The organism is Amycolatopsis sp. cmx-4-61, assembly GCF_046548775.1.
Lineage (GTDB): Bacteria > Actinomycetota > Actinomycetes > Mycobacteriales > Pseudonocardiaceae > Amycolatopsis.
Map to the genome: position 1 here is coordinate 1203351 of NZ_JAEBEI010000001.1, position 15199 is coordinate 1218549.

Annotated in this window: 15 protein-coding genes and 1 riboswitch; of the genes, 7 read left to right on the top strand and 8 right to left on the bottom strand. The window is 70.2% G+C overall.

From position 1 onward, the window contains the following. Positions 1 to 9 precede the first annotated feature (9 nt). Both panD and ACLJOU_RS05950 read left to right on the top strand, forming a co-directional pair. Positions 10 to 507 (top strand): aspartate 1-decarboxylase, encoded by a 498-nt coding sequence (gene panD / locus ACLJOU_RS05945; RefSeq protein WP_410563893.1) that lies wholly within the window; start codon positions 10 to 12, stop codon positions 505 to 507. A gap of 5 nt (positions 508 to 512) precedes the next feature. Beyond that, positions 513 to 1289: a type III pantothenate kinase gene (locus ACLJOU_RS05950; protein WP_410563895.1), complete on the top strand. Its 777-nt coding sequence runs from the start codon at positions 513 to 515 to the stop codon at positions 1287 to 1289. A gap of 7 nt (positions 1290 to 1296) precedes the next feature. On the opposite strand, the gene ACLJOU_RS05955 is transcribed toward ACLJOU_RS05950, so the two are convergent. Then, on the bottom strand, positions 1297 to 1698 hold the full coding sequence (locus ACLJOU_RS05955) for a DUF6640 family protein (protein ID WP_410563896.1): 402 nt from the start codon (positions 1696 to 1698) through the stop codon (positions 1297 to 1299). An 83-nt stretch (positions 1699 to 1781) separates the two neighbouring features. Continuing rightward, positions 1782 to 1844: riboswitch (guanidine-III (ykkC-III) riboswitch) on the bottom strand. 25 nt (positions 1845 to 1869) lie between these two features. After that, entirely contained in the window at positions 1870 to 2622 is a 753-nt protein-coding gene (locus ACLJOU_RS05960; RefSeq protein WP_410563898.1) for a methyltransferase domain-containing protein, read from the bottom strand. A 77-nt stretch (positions 2623 to 2699) separates the two neighbouring features. On the opposite strand from ACLJOU_RS05960, the gene lysS reads away from it, so the two are divergent. Further along, positions 2700 to 4211, top strand: a complete 1512-nt coding sequence (gene lysS / locus ACLJOU_RS05965) for a lysine--tRNA ligase (protein ID WP_410563899.1) — start codon at positions 2700 to 2702, stop codon at positions 4209 to 4211. A 145-nt stretch (positions 4212 to 4356) separates the two neighbouring features. Beyond that, positions 4357 to 4707, top strand: a complete 351-nt coding sequence (locus ACLJOU_RS05970) for a histone-like nucleoid-structuring protein Lsr2 (protein WP_020641935.1) — start codon at positions 4357 to 4359, stop codon at positions 4705 to 4707. Between the two features lie 131 nt (positions 4708 to 4838). On the opposite strand, the gene ACLJOU_RS05975 is transcribed toward ACLJOU_RS05970, so the two are convergent. Then, the gene (locus tag ACLJOU_RS05975) at positions 4839 to 5696 is read right to left on the bottom strand and encodes a DUF6597 domain-containing transcriptional factor (RefSeq protein WP_410563900.1); all 858 of its coding nucleotides are present in this window, start codon (positions 5694 to 5696) and stop codon (positions 4839 to 4841) included. 34 nt (positions 5697 to 5730) lie between these two features. On the opposite strand from ACLJOU_RS05975, the gene ACLJOU_RS05980 reads away from it, so the two are divergent. Next, positions 5731 to 6312, top strand: coding sequence for a TIGR03086 family metal-binding protein (locus ACLJOU_RS05980; protein ID WP_410563903.1), 582 nt, complete (start codon positions 5731 to 5733; stop codon positions 6310 to 6312). A gap of 280 nt (positions 6313 to 6592) precedes the next feature. On the opposite strand, the gene ACLJOU_RS05985 is transcribed toward ACLJOU_RS05980, so the two are convergent. After that, positions 6593 to 7417 carry a (2Fe-2S)-binding protein gene (locus ACLJOU_RS05985; protein WP_410563906.1) on the bottom strand — a complete coding sequence of 275 codons (825 nt, stop codon included), beginning with the start codon at positions 7415 to 7417 and terminating at the stop codon, positions 6593 to 6595. Positions 7418 to 7828: 411 nt separating this feature from the next. Here ACLJOU_RS05985 and ACLJOU_RS05990 point away from each other — a divergent pair, with 411 nt between their 5' ends. Together ACLJOU_RS05990 and ACLJOU_RS05995 are read left to right on the top strand one after the other, a co-directional pair. Further along, positions 7829 to 10387, top strand: coding sequence for an ATP-dependent Clp protease ATP-binding subunit (locus ACLJOU_RS05990; protein WP_364278627.1), 2559 nt, complete (start codon positions 7829 to 7831; stop codon positions 10385 to 10387). A 105-nt stretch (positions 10388 to 10492) separates the two neighbouring features. Beyond that, a complete protein-coding gene (locus tag ACLJOU_RS05995) occupies positions 10493 to 12175 on the top strand; it encodes an Hsp70 family protein (RefSeq protein ID WP_410563909.1) in 1683 nt (560 codons plus the stop codon). Position 12176: 1 nt separating this feature from the next. Here ACLJOU_RS05995 and ACLJOU_RS06000 read toward each other — a convergent pair whose 3' ends face one another. The 4 genes from ACLJOU_RS06000 to ACLJOU_RS06015 form a co-directional block, all read right to left on the bottom strand. Then, entirely contained in the window at positions 12177 to 12383 is a 207-nt protein-coding gene (locus tag ACLJOU_RS06000) for a hypothetical protein (protein ID WP_410563910.1), read from the bottom strand. A gap of 176 nt (positions 12384 to 12559) precedes the next feature. Next, positions 12560 to 12964: a hypothetical protein gene (locus ACLJOU_RS06005; protein ID WP_410563911.1), complete on the bottom strand. Its 405-nt coding sequence runs from the start codon at positions 12962 to 12964 to the stop codon at positions 12560 to 12562. Continuing rightward, the gene (gene pcp, locus ACLJOU_RS06010) at positions 12961 to 13602 is read right to left on the bottom strand and encodes a pyroglutamyl-peptidase I (protein ID WP_410563912.1); all 642 of its coding nucleotides are present in this window, start codon (positions 13600 to 13602) and stop codon (positions 12961 to 12963) included. The genes ACLJOU_RS06005 and pcp overlap by 4 nt, the downstream gene beginning before the upstream one ends. Before the next feature lie 65 nt (positions 13603 to 13667). Next, positions 13668 to 15101, bottom strand: a complete 1434-nt coding sequence (locus tag ACLJOU_RS06015) for a M1 family metallopeptidase (protein ID WP_410563915.1) — start codon at positions 15099 to 15101, stop codon at positions 13668 to 13670. Between the last annotated feature and the right edge of the window lie 98 nt (positions 15102 to 15199).

Consider the following 15199-nt stretch of genomic DNA (forward strand, 5'->3'; position numbering starts at 1 on the left):
GAGTCCACGATGTACCGCACGATGCTCAAGTCGAAGATCCACCGGGTGACCGTGACCCAGGCCGACCTGCACTACGTCGGTTCGGTGACGGTCGACGAGGACCTGATGGAGGCCGCGGACCTGCTGCCGGGGGAACAGGTGTCCATTGTGGACGTCACGAACGGGGCGCGGCTGGAGACCTACGTCATCAAGGGGGAACGCGGCAGCGGGGTGCTCGGCATCAACGGCGCCGCGGCGCACCTGGTGCACCCGGGTGACCTGGTCATCCTCATTTCGTACGGCCAGATGGACGACGCCGAAGCGGCGACGTACCAGCCGCGCGTGGTGTTCGTCGACGCCGACAACCGGATCGTCCACCGGCACACCGATCCCGGCCACGCGCCGGAAGGATCGGGCCTGCTGTCGGGCACGGTGACGCTGCCGCCGGACGACGAGACGGCGGTCTTCCCGGTCGCCGAGACGGCGGACGCCCGCCGGCTCGACGCGTTGCTGCACGCGGAAAGCTGACCCGCTTGCTGCTCACCGTCGACGTCGGCAACACGAACATCGTGCTGGGCCTGTGGTCCGGGCCGGAGCTCGTGGGCGACTGGCGCATGCGCACGGACGCGCGCATGACGGCCGACGAGCTGGCGTTGACGGTCCGCGGGCTGCTCGGCCCGCACGCGGACGCGGTGTCCGGGATCAGCGCGTTGTCGACGGTGCCGGCGGTGCTGCGCGAGCTGCGGGTGATGCTCGGGCGGTACTACGCCGGGGTCCCGAAGATCGTGGTCGAGCCGGGCGTGCGCACGGGCGTGGCGCTGCTGGTGGACAACCCGAAGGAGGTGGGCGCGGACCGGCTGGTGAACACGCTGGCCGCGCACCACCTCCACAACACCGCGTGCGTGGTGGTCGACTTCGGCACGTCGACCAACGTCGACGCGATCTCGGCCCGCGGCGAGTTCCTGGGCGGCGCGTTCGCCCCGGGCATCGAGATCTCGGTCGACGCGCTGGCGTTGCGCGCGGCGGCCCTGCGGAAGGTCGAGCTGGTCCCGCCGCGGTCGGTGATCGGCAAGAACACCGTGGAGTGCCTGCAGTCCGGAATCCTGTACGGCTTCGCGGGCCAGGTGGACGGCCTGGTCCGCCGGATCGTCCGCGAGCTCTCCCCGGGCGGCGCGGAACCGGTGGCGGTGCTGGCCACGGGCGGCCTCGCACCACTGGTCCTCGGCGAGTCGGAGACGATCACCGACCACGTCCCGGAGCTGACGCTGCTCGGCCTCCGGCTGGCCTACGAGCGCAACATCCGGCCCTGACCAGCCGTCAGCCGCGAGCCAGGCGACGGCGCTCCAGCACGTACCCCAGCGCCGTCACCGCCAGCGCCGGGAAGGCGATCTTCGCCTGCGGGAACCGGTCGGCCCCCGGCGGATCCACCGCGCGGGACCCCGGGTAGGCCAGCGCCGAAATCTGCGTCAGCCAGTACAGCGACGCCAGCACGGCCCCGGCGTCGAGACCCGCCCGGGTCGGCCGCCGCCAGAGCTGCCACAAGCTCGTCGCCCCCAGCGCGAGCCCCAGGCTCATCGTCTGGCCGTTGTGGAACTTCGCGTGCGGCGGCCAGTGCGGGTTGTACACGTGCGTTTCGTTCCAGTCCGCCTTGTACGGGCCCACGGCCGTCACCAACGAGGTCAGCGAGATCAAGGCCCGTCCCAGTGATTTCCTGCGCATCCCCGCAGTATCGAACCTCCACCTCGATCGAGGTCAAGGCAGCAGTTTCAACATGAGCGGGACCTTTCGCAGTGTTTTCAGGCACTGCGCCGTCTTGTCCTGACCGGGTACGACGCGCTCGTCCGGGACCCGGGATCGGTCACTCCCGAAACCAGCACGCCGGAAATGTCCTCATCGCCGTCGCGCGCGCAGTGCCGTCGTGATCAGCGGCAGGTCGAACTCGCCGTGTGCCGTCGCCGGATTCCCCGCCAGGAACTGCCGGAGCCGGCCCAGCAGGGCCGCGGACTCCGCCGGCGCCGAGACGATCACCTGCGAATACGTCGCGATCGTTTCCAGCAGGCTCTCGGCCGTGCGTCGTTGCGCGTGGCGGAACCGGCCGCTTTCGAACGGCTCGAACCGCGGGTGCGTCACCTCGCGCATGTCTTCGATGCTCGTGGGGCGGGGGGCGCCGTCGCGGCCGACTGCGGTGAACTCGGCGACCCACGGCACCGATTCGTCTTCGTAGTTCCACAGCGGCACGCACACGCCGCCCGGGCGCAGCACGCGGCCGATCTCCGTCAACGCGACCGGCACGTCGAACCAATGGAACGCCTGGCCGACGAACACCGCGTCGACGGCCCCGTCGGGGAGCGGAATCCGTTCCGCCTGCCCGGCCAGCGACGTCACCGACGGCACGGCCCGCTCGAGTTGCGCGCGCATTTCCGCATCGGGTTCGACCGCGGTGACGTCGAGCCCGAGCGCGGCCAGGCCAAGCGTGAGTTTGCCGGTTCCGGCGCCGAGATCGAGCACTCTGCGCGGCGTTCCGCTCGCTCCGGAAAGGCCCCACTCGATGGCTTCCCGGGGGTAATCGGGCCGGTGCTGGGCGTACTCGGCGGCGCGGACGCCGAAGGAAGAAGCGCGCTGACCTCGGGTGGGATCACTCACCCTGCCCAGGCTAATGGCGGGAAAGGTAAAGGTAATCCGGTTGGCGTAGCGGACTGCGGGGTTCGTACCCTATGGCCATGACCGAAAACCCCGCTTCCACCAGCGAGCCCGCCGAAGACGAACTGCCCGAGCAGATGCGGGTGCGCCGGGAGAAGCGCGACCGGATCCTCGCCGAGGGTATCGATCCCTACCCGGTCGAGGTGCCCCGGACGCATTCGCTCGCCGAGGTGCGCGCGGCCCATGCCGGACTGCCCGCCGACACCGCCACGGGCGAGGTCGTCGGCATCACCGGCCGGGTGATGTTCCTGCGCAACACGGGCAAGCTGTGCTTCGCGAGCCTGCGCGAGGGCGACGGCGCCGAGCTGCAGGCGATGATCAGCCTGGCGAAGGTCGGCGAGGACGCGCTGGCGGCGTGGAAGTCCGACGTCGACCTGGGCGACCACGTGTTCGTGCACGGTGAGGTCATCACGTCCAAGCGCGGCGAGCTTTCGGTGATGGCCGACTCCTGGCGCATCACCTCGAAGGCGCTGCGGCCGCTGCCGACCGCGCACAAGGAGCTGGCCGAGGAAACGCGGATCCGCCAGCGTTACGTCGACCTCATCATGCGCCCCCGCGCGCGCGACGTCGTGCGCACGCGCGCCGGCGTGGTCCGGTCGCTGCGGGAGTCGTTCCACCGCCGCGGGTTCACCGAGGTCGAGACGCCGATGCTGCAGACGCTGCACGGCGGCGCGGCGGCCCGCCCCTTCGTCACGCATTCCAACGCGTTCGACATGGAGCTGTTCCTGCGCATCGCGCCGGAGCTCTACCTCAAGCGCTGCGTCGTCGGCGGCATCGAAAAGGTCTTCGAGATCAACCGCAACTTCCGGAACGAGGGCAGCGACTCGTCGCACTCGCCGGAGTTCGCGATGCTCGAGTACTACGAGGCCTACGCCACGTACGACACGAATGCGGTGATGACCCGCGAGCTGATCCAGGAGGCCGCGCAGGCGGTGCTGGACACCCAGGTCGTCACGCTGCCCGACGGTTCGGAGTACGACCTCTCCGGCGAATGGACCACACTCGGAATGTACGAGTCGTTGTCCGATTCCCTCGGCGAAGAGGTGACACCGGAGACGCCCGCCGCCAAACTGCTCGGATTCGCGCAGGCCAGGGGCCTGGAAGTGGACCCGAAGCTCGGGCACGGGAAGCTCGTCGAGGAACTGTGGGAACACCTCGTCGGAGATCACCTGCACGCACCGACGTTTGTCCGTGATTTTCCGCTGGAGACGTCGCCATTGACCAGGCAGCACCGGTCCCGGCCGGGCGTAGCCGAGAAGTGGGACCTCTACGTGCGCGGATTCGAACTCGCCACCGGATACTCCGAGCTGGTCGATCCGGTCGTCGAACGGGAACGCCTCACCGAACAGTCACTGCTGGCCGCGCAGGGCGATAGCGAAGCCATGCGGCTCGACGAGGATTTCCTGCGGGCCCTGGAGTACGGAATGCCGCCGAGCGGCGGCGTCGGAATGGGTATCGACCGGCTCCTCATGGCGCTGACCGGTCTCGGTATCCGGGAGACGATCCTCTTCCCGCTGGTACGACCCGAATAACCCGGGCGTGTGAGGATAGCTGCCAGTTATCCCAATGAGATTTGCGCTGCACCGCGGAAGCGGGTACTAATGATCTGGACAAAGTCTTCTGTCCCGGGGCTTGCCCCGTACCAGATCATTGAGTAAGCCCCGCAGGAGGAATCGGATGGCACAGAAGGTGCTCGTCTCGCTGGTCGACGACCTCGACGGCAGTGAGGCGGAAGAGACCGTCGAGTTCGGTTTGGACGGGGTCAGCTACCAGATCGATCTCTCCTCGGAAAACGCCGAGGAGTTGCGGGACGCGCTCGCTCAGTATGTCGAGCACGCGCGTCGCGCGGGCGGTCGCAAGCGCGCCTCGGTTCGCCCCGTCGCCGGTAAGGGTTCGGCTCGTCCGGCCGCCGTCGACCGTGAACAGAACCAGGCCATCCGCTCTTGGGCACGCAAGAACGGGTACGCCGTTTCCGACCGCGGCCGCATCCCCTCCGAGGTCGTCGAGGCCTACCACAAGAAGAACTGAAGATTGTTCAGGCCGCACGGGCGCGGAGTGGCTGCGAGTCGTTGACCAGCAGTTATCCGCACGCCGGTGGTGGCGTGACCAATCATCGACGCGGGGTGGCCGCCGGGTGGAATTCCGCCCGGCGGCTTTCTTCATGTCCGATCGCTGTCCGGTTCCCGATCGGCGGGGCGCGCGGTTCGGGCGTACTCGCCAGGCGACTGGCCGGTCACCGTCCGGAAATCGCGGATGAAGTGCGACTGGTCGCTATAGCCCAGCCGAACCGCCAGACCGGCGTAATCGACTTCTCCTTCGGTGACGAGCCGCTGCGCTGCGTCATTGAGGCGGTAAATCCGGATCGCCCACTTGGGCGGGCAGCCGACGTGTTCGGCGAACATGCGCTGGACAGAGCGGGTGGTTAGTCCAGTATCCGCGCACAGTTGCGCCACCCGGGTAATTCCCGGATCCCGTGCGATTGATTCCACCGCCTGTGCCGCCTCGCGCGCGGCCGGGGACAGCCGCACAGGATTTGCGATCAGCAAGTTGTCGATCGCACCCACCATTTGCGTGTCATCGCCCGCCGTGCGCACCGATTCGGCGGCCGCCGCGGCCGCCGGCCCGAATACGCGGGTGAGTGGGACGGCCCGGTCGGCGATGTCACGCACCGGGCCGCCGAGGAACGCACGGAAGGTGCCCGGGCGGAATCGGACGCCCAGGCCCTGCACCCGGCCGGCCAAGCGGTGCGAAAAGACGTCGCGGGCCGGGCCGTGGACGCCGGAGGCGCCGGGGAAGAACGTCACGTGGACCGAGAGGTTCGGCAGCACGCGCTGCTCGTACGGCGGTTTCCTGCGCCGATCCCAGCGCAGGACCCAGTGGTATTCGACGAATTCGGCGAGTTCCGGCGCGGGCCGGTGCCGGGTCAGCGTGAACATCGTGCGCGCGGTGGCCTCGGCCACGATGCCGCGCGGGATCCGGTGCGTCACACGGTCACGGTAGCTGTCGCGTTCGTTCAAGACGTCCCGGTCACCGGGGGTTTGGATCCCCGGCATGACTGCTTCGCTGCTGCGCCCGGCCGCGGCCGAATTCCTCCGGATCGCGAGCGCGGTCCCGGACCTGACTGCCCCGACGCCGTGCACCGGGTACGACGTCCGCGGACTGCTCAACCACCTCCTGTACTGGGGGCCGTGGCTGATCGCCGCCGGCCGCCGGTCGTCCCCGCCCACCCCGGCGACCGGGGAGGCGGAGGCGGCGCTGGTGACGGAGGACTGGCGCGCGGACCTGGAGAAGCAGACCGAGACGCTGGTTTCGGTGTTCGGGATGCCGTCGGCGTGGACGGGTACGACGGCACTGGGCTCGGCACCGATGCCATCGGCGGCGGTGGGCGCGATGGTGCTGGGCGAGTTCGTCCTCCACGGCTGGGACCTGGCCCGGGCGAGCGGCCAGTCGTGCGCGTACGCGCCGGAGGCGGCGACGGCGGTGTACGAGTCCGCGGTGGCCATGGGCGAGCAGGCGCGGGCGATGGGGGTGTACGGGCCGGCGGTGGCGGTGCCTGCGGAGGCGTCGCCGCTGGAGCGGGCACTGGGGGCGGCTGGGCGGGACCCGGGGTGGAGTTGTCCACAAGTGGGTTGAGCTGTGGACAGGTCGGGTTGAGCGGCGGGTTTTGTCGGGGGGTGGCGATAGACTGGACCGGGGACGCCCCCCAGGGAGCGGCGGGGGCTGTCTGGTGGGGCTGGATGGCCGGTGGAGCCCGCAATAGGCCGCCCGGCTGCGGCCGCGATGTCGGGGTGACTGTGCAACGCCACCTTGGGATTGGGCGGCCCCGATGGTGATGATCAGCGGCCACCCCGAGGGCGGTCCGATCAGGTTGGGCATCCGGTCTGGTGATCGGCTCGCCGCCGCCGGACCTGACCTACCGCGGACAGGTGCGCGGGCAGCCGTCGCACTCCGGTGACGACGGCAGCAGGTACGAGAAACAGCAGCTCTCGCGCCGCCGCGTCCACGAACGGTGGCCGTCCGGGCCCTCCGCCAGCCGCAGCGTCGATGCCGATGTCAGCGGCGGGTAGCGCTCGTCCAGCACCAGGGCCGCGTCCGCCACGCCCGCGCCCTCCGCCTCCGGCGTGCCGCCCTGCAGGCCCGCCCACCACAGTGAGTTCTCCAGCGCGTCCGTCGCCGCCGCCCACAGCGTTCGGCGGCCCAGTCTGCTCGCCGGTGCGTACGCCCGGACGAACTGGGCCGCGTGGGCCAGGTAGCGCGCCCGCAGGACCGCCGCCAACGCGCGCTCGTCGCGGACCACCGTGGCCTCCGGGCGGGCGGACCCCGGGTCCGTCGGGAGGCAGTGGAACGCGTCACCCAGCACCGCCATGCCGTCCGGGTGGGGGCGGTCGTCGGCCAGCCGGAAGGCCAGCTCGGACGGCTTCAGGGACGGCACCCGGCGCTCGTGGTGCCACAACAGCGCGCCGACGTACGCCGGGACGTGCAGGTACCACGTCATGACCCAGCTGGCCGTGGTCTGCGCCGGCGTCGCGTTGTGCTCGCGCAGCAGCCAGTCGCCGAGGAGGCCGCGCCACTCGCCGAAGTACGCGGGCGTCTCCAGCAGCTCCGAGCAGCGGATCCAGCCCGCGGGGACGTCCCGGCGGAGTTCGCTGCGTTCCTGCAGGCCGGAGACCCGCCGCAACGACGACGCGAGGCCGTCGCCGACCTCGCGTGCGTCACGGAAGGACCGCTGCTGGTTCAACCGCGGCCCTCCTCGAAGCGCCGTAGTGGATGCCGTTAGTGGATGCCGTTAGTGGATGCCGTAGTGGATTAGGCGTGCCTAACCTTACAGGCTGGCGAGAGCTGCGCCAATCGGGTGGCGACGTGATCCGGGCCTCCCAGGTTGCGGACTGTTCGCGGTGAGCGGACAGCGCGCGGATGGCGGAATCCGAATGGCCGTCCGCACGTTGGGCTTGACGTAAAGGTGCAGGGCAACCTGATGATGGGAGTACCCGGGAGATGCCACGTCCGGGTGCGGAAACGACCGCCGAGAGCCGTAGTGGTACGCCAGCGCGACGACTTGGCTACTAGAGTGGTCTCACGGTGCTGAATCCATCGTGGTGAAAGCACGCGATGGAAACGGGCCGCCGGCGCAGCAGTCGAGGGAGTGCACATGTTTGAGAGGTTCACCGACCGCGCGAGGCGGGTGGTCGTCCTGGCTCAAGAAGAGGCCAGGATGCTCAACCACAACTACATCGGCACCGAGCACATCCTCCTGGGTCTGATCCACGAGGGTGAGGGTGTCGCCGCCAAGGCGCTGGAGTCGCTGGGCATCGCCCTGGAGGGCGTGCGCCAGCAGGTCGAGGAGATCATCGGCCAGGGCCAGCAGGCGCCGAGCGGGCACATCCCGTTCACGCCGCGCGCCAAGAAGGTGCTGGAGCTGTCGCTGCGCGAAGCGCTGCAGCTCGGCCACAACTACATCGGCACCGAGCACATCCTGCTCGGCCTGATCCGCGAGGGCGAGGGCGTCGCCGCGCAGGTCCTGGTCAAGCTGGGTGCGGACCTCAACCGGGTCCGCCAGCAGGTGCTGCAGCTGCTCTCGGGCTACCAGGGCGGCAAGGAGTCCACCGAAACCGGTTCCGGCCGCGGTGAGGGCACCCCGTCGTCGTCGCTGGTGCTGGACCAGTTCGGCCGCAACATGACCGTGCTCGCCCGCGAGGGCAAGCTCGACCCGGTCATCGGGCGCGGCAAGGAGATCGAGCGGGTCATGCAGGTGCTGTCCCGCCGGACCAAGAACAACCCGGTGCTCATCGGCGAGCCCGGCGTCGGCAAGACCGCCGTCGTCGAGGGCCTCGCGCAGAGCATCGTCAAGGGCGAGGTGCCCGAGACGCTCAAGGACAAGCAGCTCTACACGCTGGACCTGGGCTCCCTGGTCGCCGGTTCCCGCTACCGCGGTGACTTCGAAGAGCGCCTGAAGAAGGTGCTCAAGGAGATCAAGACCCGCGGCGACATCATCCTGTTCATCGACGAGCTGCACACGCTGGTCGGGGCGGGTGCCGCCGAGGGCGCGATCGACGCGGCTTCGATCCTGAAGCCGATGCTCGCCCGCGGTGAGCTGCAGACGATCGGCGCGACCACGCTCGAGGAGTACCGCAAGTACATCGAGAAGGACGCCGCTCTCGAGCGCCGGTTCCAGCCGATCCAGGTCGGCGAGCCGTCGCTGGAGCACACGATCGAGATCCTCAAGGGCCTGCGCGACCGGTACGAGGCGCACCACCGCGTCTCGATCACCGACTCGGCGCTGGTCGCCGCCGCGACCCTGGCGGACCGGTACATCAACGACCGGTTCCTCCCGGACAAGGCGATCGACCTGATCGACGAGGCCGGCGCGCGGATGCGCATCCGCCGGATGACCGCGCCGCCGGACCTGCGCGAGTTCGACGAGAAGATCGCGAACGTCCGCCGCGACAAGGAGTCCGCGATCGACGCGCAGGACTTCGAGCGGGCCGCCCGCCTGCGTGACGAGGAGAAGACCCTCCTCGGCCAGAAGGGCGAGCGGGAGAAGCAGTGGAAGGACGGCGACCTCGACGTCGTCGCCGAGGTCGACGACGAGCAGATCGCGGAGGTGCTGGCCAACTGGACCGGCATCCCGGTGTTCAAGCTGACCGAGGAGGAGACCACCCGGCTGCTGCGCATGGAGGACGAGCTCCACAAGCGCATCATCGGCCAGGAGGACGCGGTCAAGGCCGTCTCGCAGGCGATCCGCCGTACGCGGGCCGGTCTGAAGGACCCGAAGCGCCCGTCGGGCTCGTTCATCTTCGCCGGCCCGTCCGGTGTCGGTAAGACCGAGCTGTCCAAGGCGCTGGCCTCGTTCCTGTTCGGCGAGGACGACGCGCTCATCCAGATCGACATGGGTGAGTTCCACGACCGCTACACCGCTTCGCGGCTCTTCGGTGCCCCTCCGGGCTACGTCGGCTACGAAGAGGGCGGCCAGCTGACCGAGAAGGTGCGGCGCAAGCCGTTCTCGGTGGTCCTGTTCGACGAGATCGAGAAGGCACACCAGGAGATCTACAACACGCTCCTGCAGGTGCTGGAGGACGGCCGCCTGACCGACGGTCAGGGCCGCACGGTCGACTTCAAGAACACGGTCCTCATCTTCACGTCCAACCTGGGCACCTCGGACATCTCGAAGTCCGTCTCGCTCGGGTTCGCCGGGTCCAACGACACCGGCACCCGGTACGAGAAGATGAAGCAGAAGGTCAACGAGGAAATGAAGAAGCATTTCCGCCCGGAGTTCCTGAACCGGATCGATGACATCATCGTGTTCCACCAGCTGACGCAGGAACAGATCATCATGATGGTCGACCTGATGATCGGCCGGGTCGAGACCCAGCTCAAGGCCAAGGACATGGAGCTGGAGCTCACGGCGAAGGCCAAGTCGCTGCTGGCCAAGCGCGGCTTCGACCCCGTGCTGGGTGCGCGGCCGCTGCGCCGCACGATCCAGCGCGAGATCGAGGACCAGCTGTCGGAGAAGATCCTCTTCGGCGAAGTCGAGCCCGGCCAGATCATCCTGGTCGACGTCGAAGGCTGGAGCGGCAACCCGGAGGACAAGGACGACCAGGCGCGGTTCACGTTCCGCGGCGAGCGCCGTCCGTCGTCGATCCCGGACGCCCCGCCGGTCAGCATCGGCGCGGGCCACGAGGAGCAGGGCGGCGAAGCCGAAGGCGAGTGATCGCCGAGTAGTACGCCAGAAGGGCGGTTCCCCCGGTTCGGGGGAGCCGCCCTTCGGCTTTCCGGGCGTGAGACGATGCCCGCGGACCTTGGGAGGGGAATCCGCGTGGACGTGCTGGCGATCGACTTCGGCACCTCCAGCACCGTCGCCGTCCTCGCCGCCTTCGGACGCGGGGCGCGGGCCGTCGAGGTCGATGGGTCCGTCACCGTGTCCTCCGCCGTCTACCTCAACGACGATGGCCTGCTCGTCGTCGGGCAGGACGCCGAACGGCGGGCGCGGCTCGATCCCAGCCGGTTCGAACCCCACCCCAAGCGGCGGATCGACGAGGGCACGATCCGGCTCGGGGACACCGAGGTCGGCATCGAAGACGCCTTCGCCGCCGTCCTGCGCCGGGTCGGGGAGGAGGCCGAACGGCAGCTCGGACGGCCGCCCGCGCAGACCCGGATCTCGCACCCCGCCGGCTGGGGTGCCCCGCGGCAGGACGTCCTGCGGGACGCCGCCGCGAAAGCCCGGCTCGCCGAGGTCCGGCTCGTCCCCGAACCCGTGGCCGCCGCCGCGCACTACGCCAGCCTGGGCAGCCGGACCCCGGGCCCCATCGGGGTCTACGACCTCGGGGCCGGCACCTTCGACTGCGCCGTCGTCGGGGTCACCCGGCAGGGGTTCACCGTGCTCGCCGAGGACGGCCTGCCCGACCTCGGCAGCCTCGACATCGACCAGGCCCTGCTCGTCCACATCGGCCGCTCGGTCTCGCACGCCGATCCGGCGCAGTGGCAACGCCTCCTGCGCCCGCAGACCACCGCCGACCGCCGGACGCGGCGGGCGCTGCTGCAGGACGTCCGCGACGCCAAGGAAAGCCTTTCGCGGCACGCGCAGACCCACGTGCCGCTGCCCGAGCCGTTCGGGGACGTCCTGGTCAGCCGGGACGAACTCGAGGCGCTCGTGCGGCCCAGCCTGCTGCGCAGTGCCGAACTGCTCGCCGCCACGATCGCTCGCGCCGGGCTGACCCCCGCGCAGCTCGGCGGCGTCTACCTCGTCGGCGGGCCGAGCCGGATGCCGCTGCTGGCCGCTCTCCTGGGACGGCAGCTCGGCGTCACGCCGACCACGCAGGACCAGCCCGAGACGGCCGTCGCGTTCGGGCTGCACCACGTGCCGCTCGACGCCTCCGACCTGACCGTGCCCGCCTTCGCGCCCGTCCCCCCGCCGGTGCGGCCGCCGCGGCCGCAACCCTGGCAGCCGGCTCCTCCACCGCCGGAACCGCGCCGGAAACCCAAGCCGTGGTTCCTCGCGCTCGCCGTGCTCTTGGTCGCCGCCGTCGTGGCTACGGTGGTCGTCTTCGTCCTCCGCGACCAGGCCGCGCGGGTCGCAGCGGACTGCACGCAGACGGCGCAGCGCGACCGGGCCGGGTTCACCCCGTGCCTGCGCCTGCTGGCCGGGTCGGTCGCGGACCGGGGCACCTGCAAGGAAAGCGACCACTTCGCCCAGCTACTGGGCGGTCAGCTCTCGGTCGTCTGCGACTTCACGGGCGGCAGCGTCCGATACTTCCAAGGCTTGACCACCGAATACATCGAGGTGAACGCGAAGCCGGCGTCCCCCGGCAGCGCCGTCGGCCGCGGCACCTGGGACGGCGGCGGGCTGCACGGTGAGTACCTCGCCAGTGCCGGCAAGAAGTCGTCGATCGTGCTTTTCGGCGTGCACGAGCGCCGGGTGGCCGCGATCTACCTCACGGAGGAACCCCACCGCCTCGAGGAGCTGATCGCCGGTTTCACCCGCGAAATCAAGCCGGCCTGACTCACCAGGCCCGGTGGAGCCGCATGCCGCGGCCGTACCAGTCGTCGGCGGCCGGCCCGGGCGGCGCCTCGGCCGGGTGTCCGCCGACCGGTCCTTCGGCACCTTCCCGCCCGGCTCGGCGGCCGGAACCGCGGGTGCGGGCGCCCGGCGAGTTCCCCGAGGTGCCGGTGGCCGCGGAACCGCGGGTGATCGTCCCGGAGTCGGTCACGTGCGGTACGACACCTGTGCACACGGCGGCGACCTGGCGTGGTGGCGGTCTGCAGCGTCAGCGCGAGCGCGCTGCCGTTCACGCCGGCCGGGGGCGGCGACCCGCGTCGCGGATCTGACGGTTCATCACAACGTTCCGGGTCCGGCGGCGTTCGTCGAGCTCACCAGCTGCGGCGGTCAGCGGACGCGGATCCGGGCGGCCGTGGCCACGAGGATGTGCAGGAGTGCGGAGACGGCGGCCAGCAGCAGGATCCGGAAGGCGCCGATGGCCCCGCTGATGTTGTAGACGATCACCAGCGCCGCGGGGGCCAGCAATGCGGTCAGCACGATCGGCGCTTTCCGCGACATCCGGGTCATCTTCACCGCGAGCAGCGTGAGCAGCGCCGATCCGGCGGCGGTCGCGAAGAAGACGACCAGGCCGAGGAGCACCACGCCGAGCCCGCACGTTTCTTCGCCGCCATCGCACACGTGGTGGTAGCGGCCGCCCATGGCGACCCAGAAAACGCCGGTGCCGGCGCCGAGGAGCGCGCCCAGCGTTCCCACGGCGGCGAGTACCCGTGGGTCGCTCCGCTGCGTGGTCAATGCTCCGCGCCCGCGGGGACCGCCAAGTCCTCGGTGACCCGCAACGCCGTGTCCACCAGCGCTTCCAGCGCGCCGGCGATGCAGTCCACGCTCAACGAGGGTTCCGGCTTGCCCGAAGCCGCGACCTGGTCCGGGCTGAACGGCACGTGCACGAAACCGCCGCGGAGGCCCGGGAATTCCGTGGCCAGCAGGTGCATCAGGCCGTAGAACACCTGGTTGCACACGTACGTCCCGGCGGTGTGGGAGACCGACGCCGGGACGCCGGTCGCGCGGATCGCCGCCACGCCCGCCTTCACCGGCAGCGTCGTGAAGTAGGCCGCCGGGCCGTCCGGGACCACCGGGACGTCGATCGGCTGCGCGCCCGCGTTGTCCGGGATGCGGGCGTCGATCAGGTTGATCGCCACCCGCTCGGGTGTCACGCCGGCTCGGCCGCCCGCCTGGCCGGTGCAGACCACCAGCGACGGCCGGTGCTCCTCGAGAGCCCGCCGCAGCGCGGGCAGTGACGCCGCGAACTCGCACGGCAGCTCCACCGCCGCGACGTCGTCCCGGCGCGCGGCCACCCGCGAAACCGCCTGCCACGACGGGTTCACCGCCTCGCCGCCGAACGGCGCGAACCCCGTCATCAGCACCGTCGTCATGCGCCCTCCCGATGCGAATGCGTCGAGGCCACCCTACGTCCGCGGGGTGGCCTCGACGACCGCGTTCAGGCGGCGGGCTTCAGGCCGCCGGGGAAGAGGTACTGGTCGGCCGGCTTGCCGGTGCCGTACACCCAGGCGTCGAAGAAGCCCTGGAGGTTCCGGTGCGCGACGAGTTCGGTGAACCGCTGGAACTCCGGCATGCTCGCGTTCCCGTCCCGGTGCAGCGACGGCCACGTCTTGAGCACGAAGTCGAACGCCGGCTGCCCGATGTAGTGGCGCAGGGCGTGCAGCATCAGCGGACCCTTCGAGTACACGTACGTGAACTCGTTGCCCGCGCCCATGTCGTAGAGCTTGCCGTCCCAGAACCGCGCCGAGGCCTTCTTGACGTCGTCGGCGTACTGCTTGTCCAGGTCGACGCCTTCCTTGGCCTCGTCCCAGAGCCACTCGGCGTAGGAGGCGAAGCACTCGTTGAGGCAGACGTCCCGCCAGTGCGCGACCGCCACCGAGTCGCCGTACCACTGGTGGGCGTTTTCGTGGACGATCGTCGGCACCGTGCCGGCCCAGCCCGCGGAGTAGATCGGGCGGCTCATCGTCTCCAGCGAGAAGCCGATCTCCTCGTTGAGGAAGATGCCGCCGGCCGCGTCGATCGGGTACGGGCCGAACTTCGACTCCAGGAAGTCGAGGATCTCCGGCAGCCGCGCCTCGGCCTGTTTCGTCGAGTCGGGGACGCCGGGGGCGAACGCGCTGACGACCGGTGTGCCGTCCTTGCGCCGCTGGCGGTCGAAGGTCCACTTGTCGATCGCCACCGTCGTCATGTACGGGACGATCGGCGTCTCTTCGGCCCAGAAGTGCGTGGTGCCGCCCGGAGCCTTGGCCGAGCCGCGTTCGCGGCCGTTGGCGATCACGCCCCACTCGTCGGGCACGGTGATGGCCAGGTGGAACGTGGCCTTGTCGAGCGGGGTGTCGTTGACCGGGTACCAGGTGGTGGCCGACTTCGGCTCACCGGCGACGAACGCGCCGCCCGCCTTGGCGTACTGCCAGCCGTTGTCGCCGAGCGACGGGTCGCTGATCGGTGCCGGCACGCCGTGGTAGGCGATCTTGACGTGGAAGCTCTGGCCCCGCCACAGCGGCCGCGACGGCGTGATGACGAGTTCGTGGTCCCCGGTCCGGCCGAATCCCGCGGCCCGGCCGTCCACCTGCACCGAGTCGACGGTCAGGCCGTGCAGGTCGAGGTCGAACGAGCTCAGCGACTGCGTGGCCCGGGCGGAGATGTCCTGGACGCCGGTGAGCTGGTGCGCCGCCGGGTCGTAGCCCACCTTGAGGTTGTAGTCGGCGACGTCGTAGCCGCCGTTGCCGTCCTGCGGGTAGTAGCTGTCGCCCGCGCCGTCGCTGCCGGGCTTGGCCGGGCCCCGGCCGTCGCCCGCCGCGGCGACGCCGGTGCCGAGGCAGAGACTGGCGACCACGGCGGCCGCCACCACGACCGGTTTCTGTCCCCTCATGAACGCTCCTGTCCGTGTCGGTGGACCTCGCCGGCAACGTATCGCCACGAACGGGTGACCCTGCCGGTCTCGTCTTTTTTGTCCGGATAATCAGCACT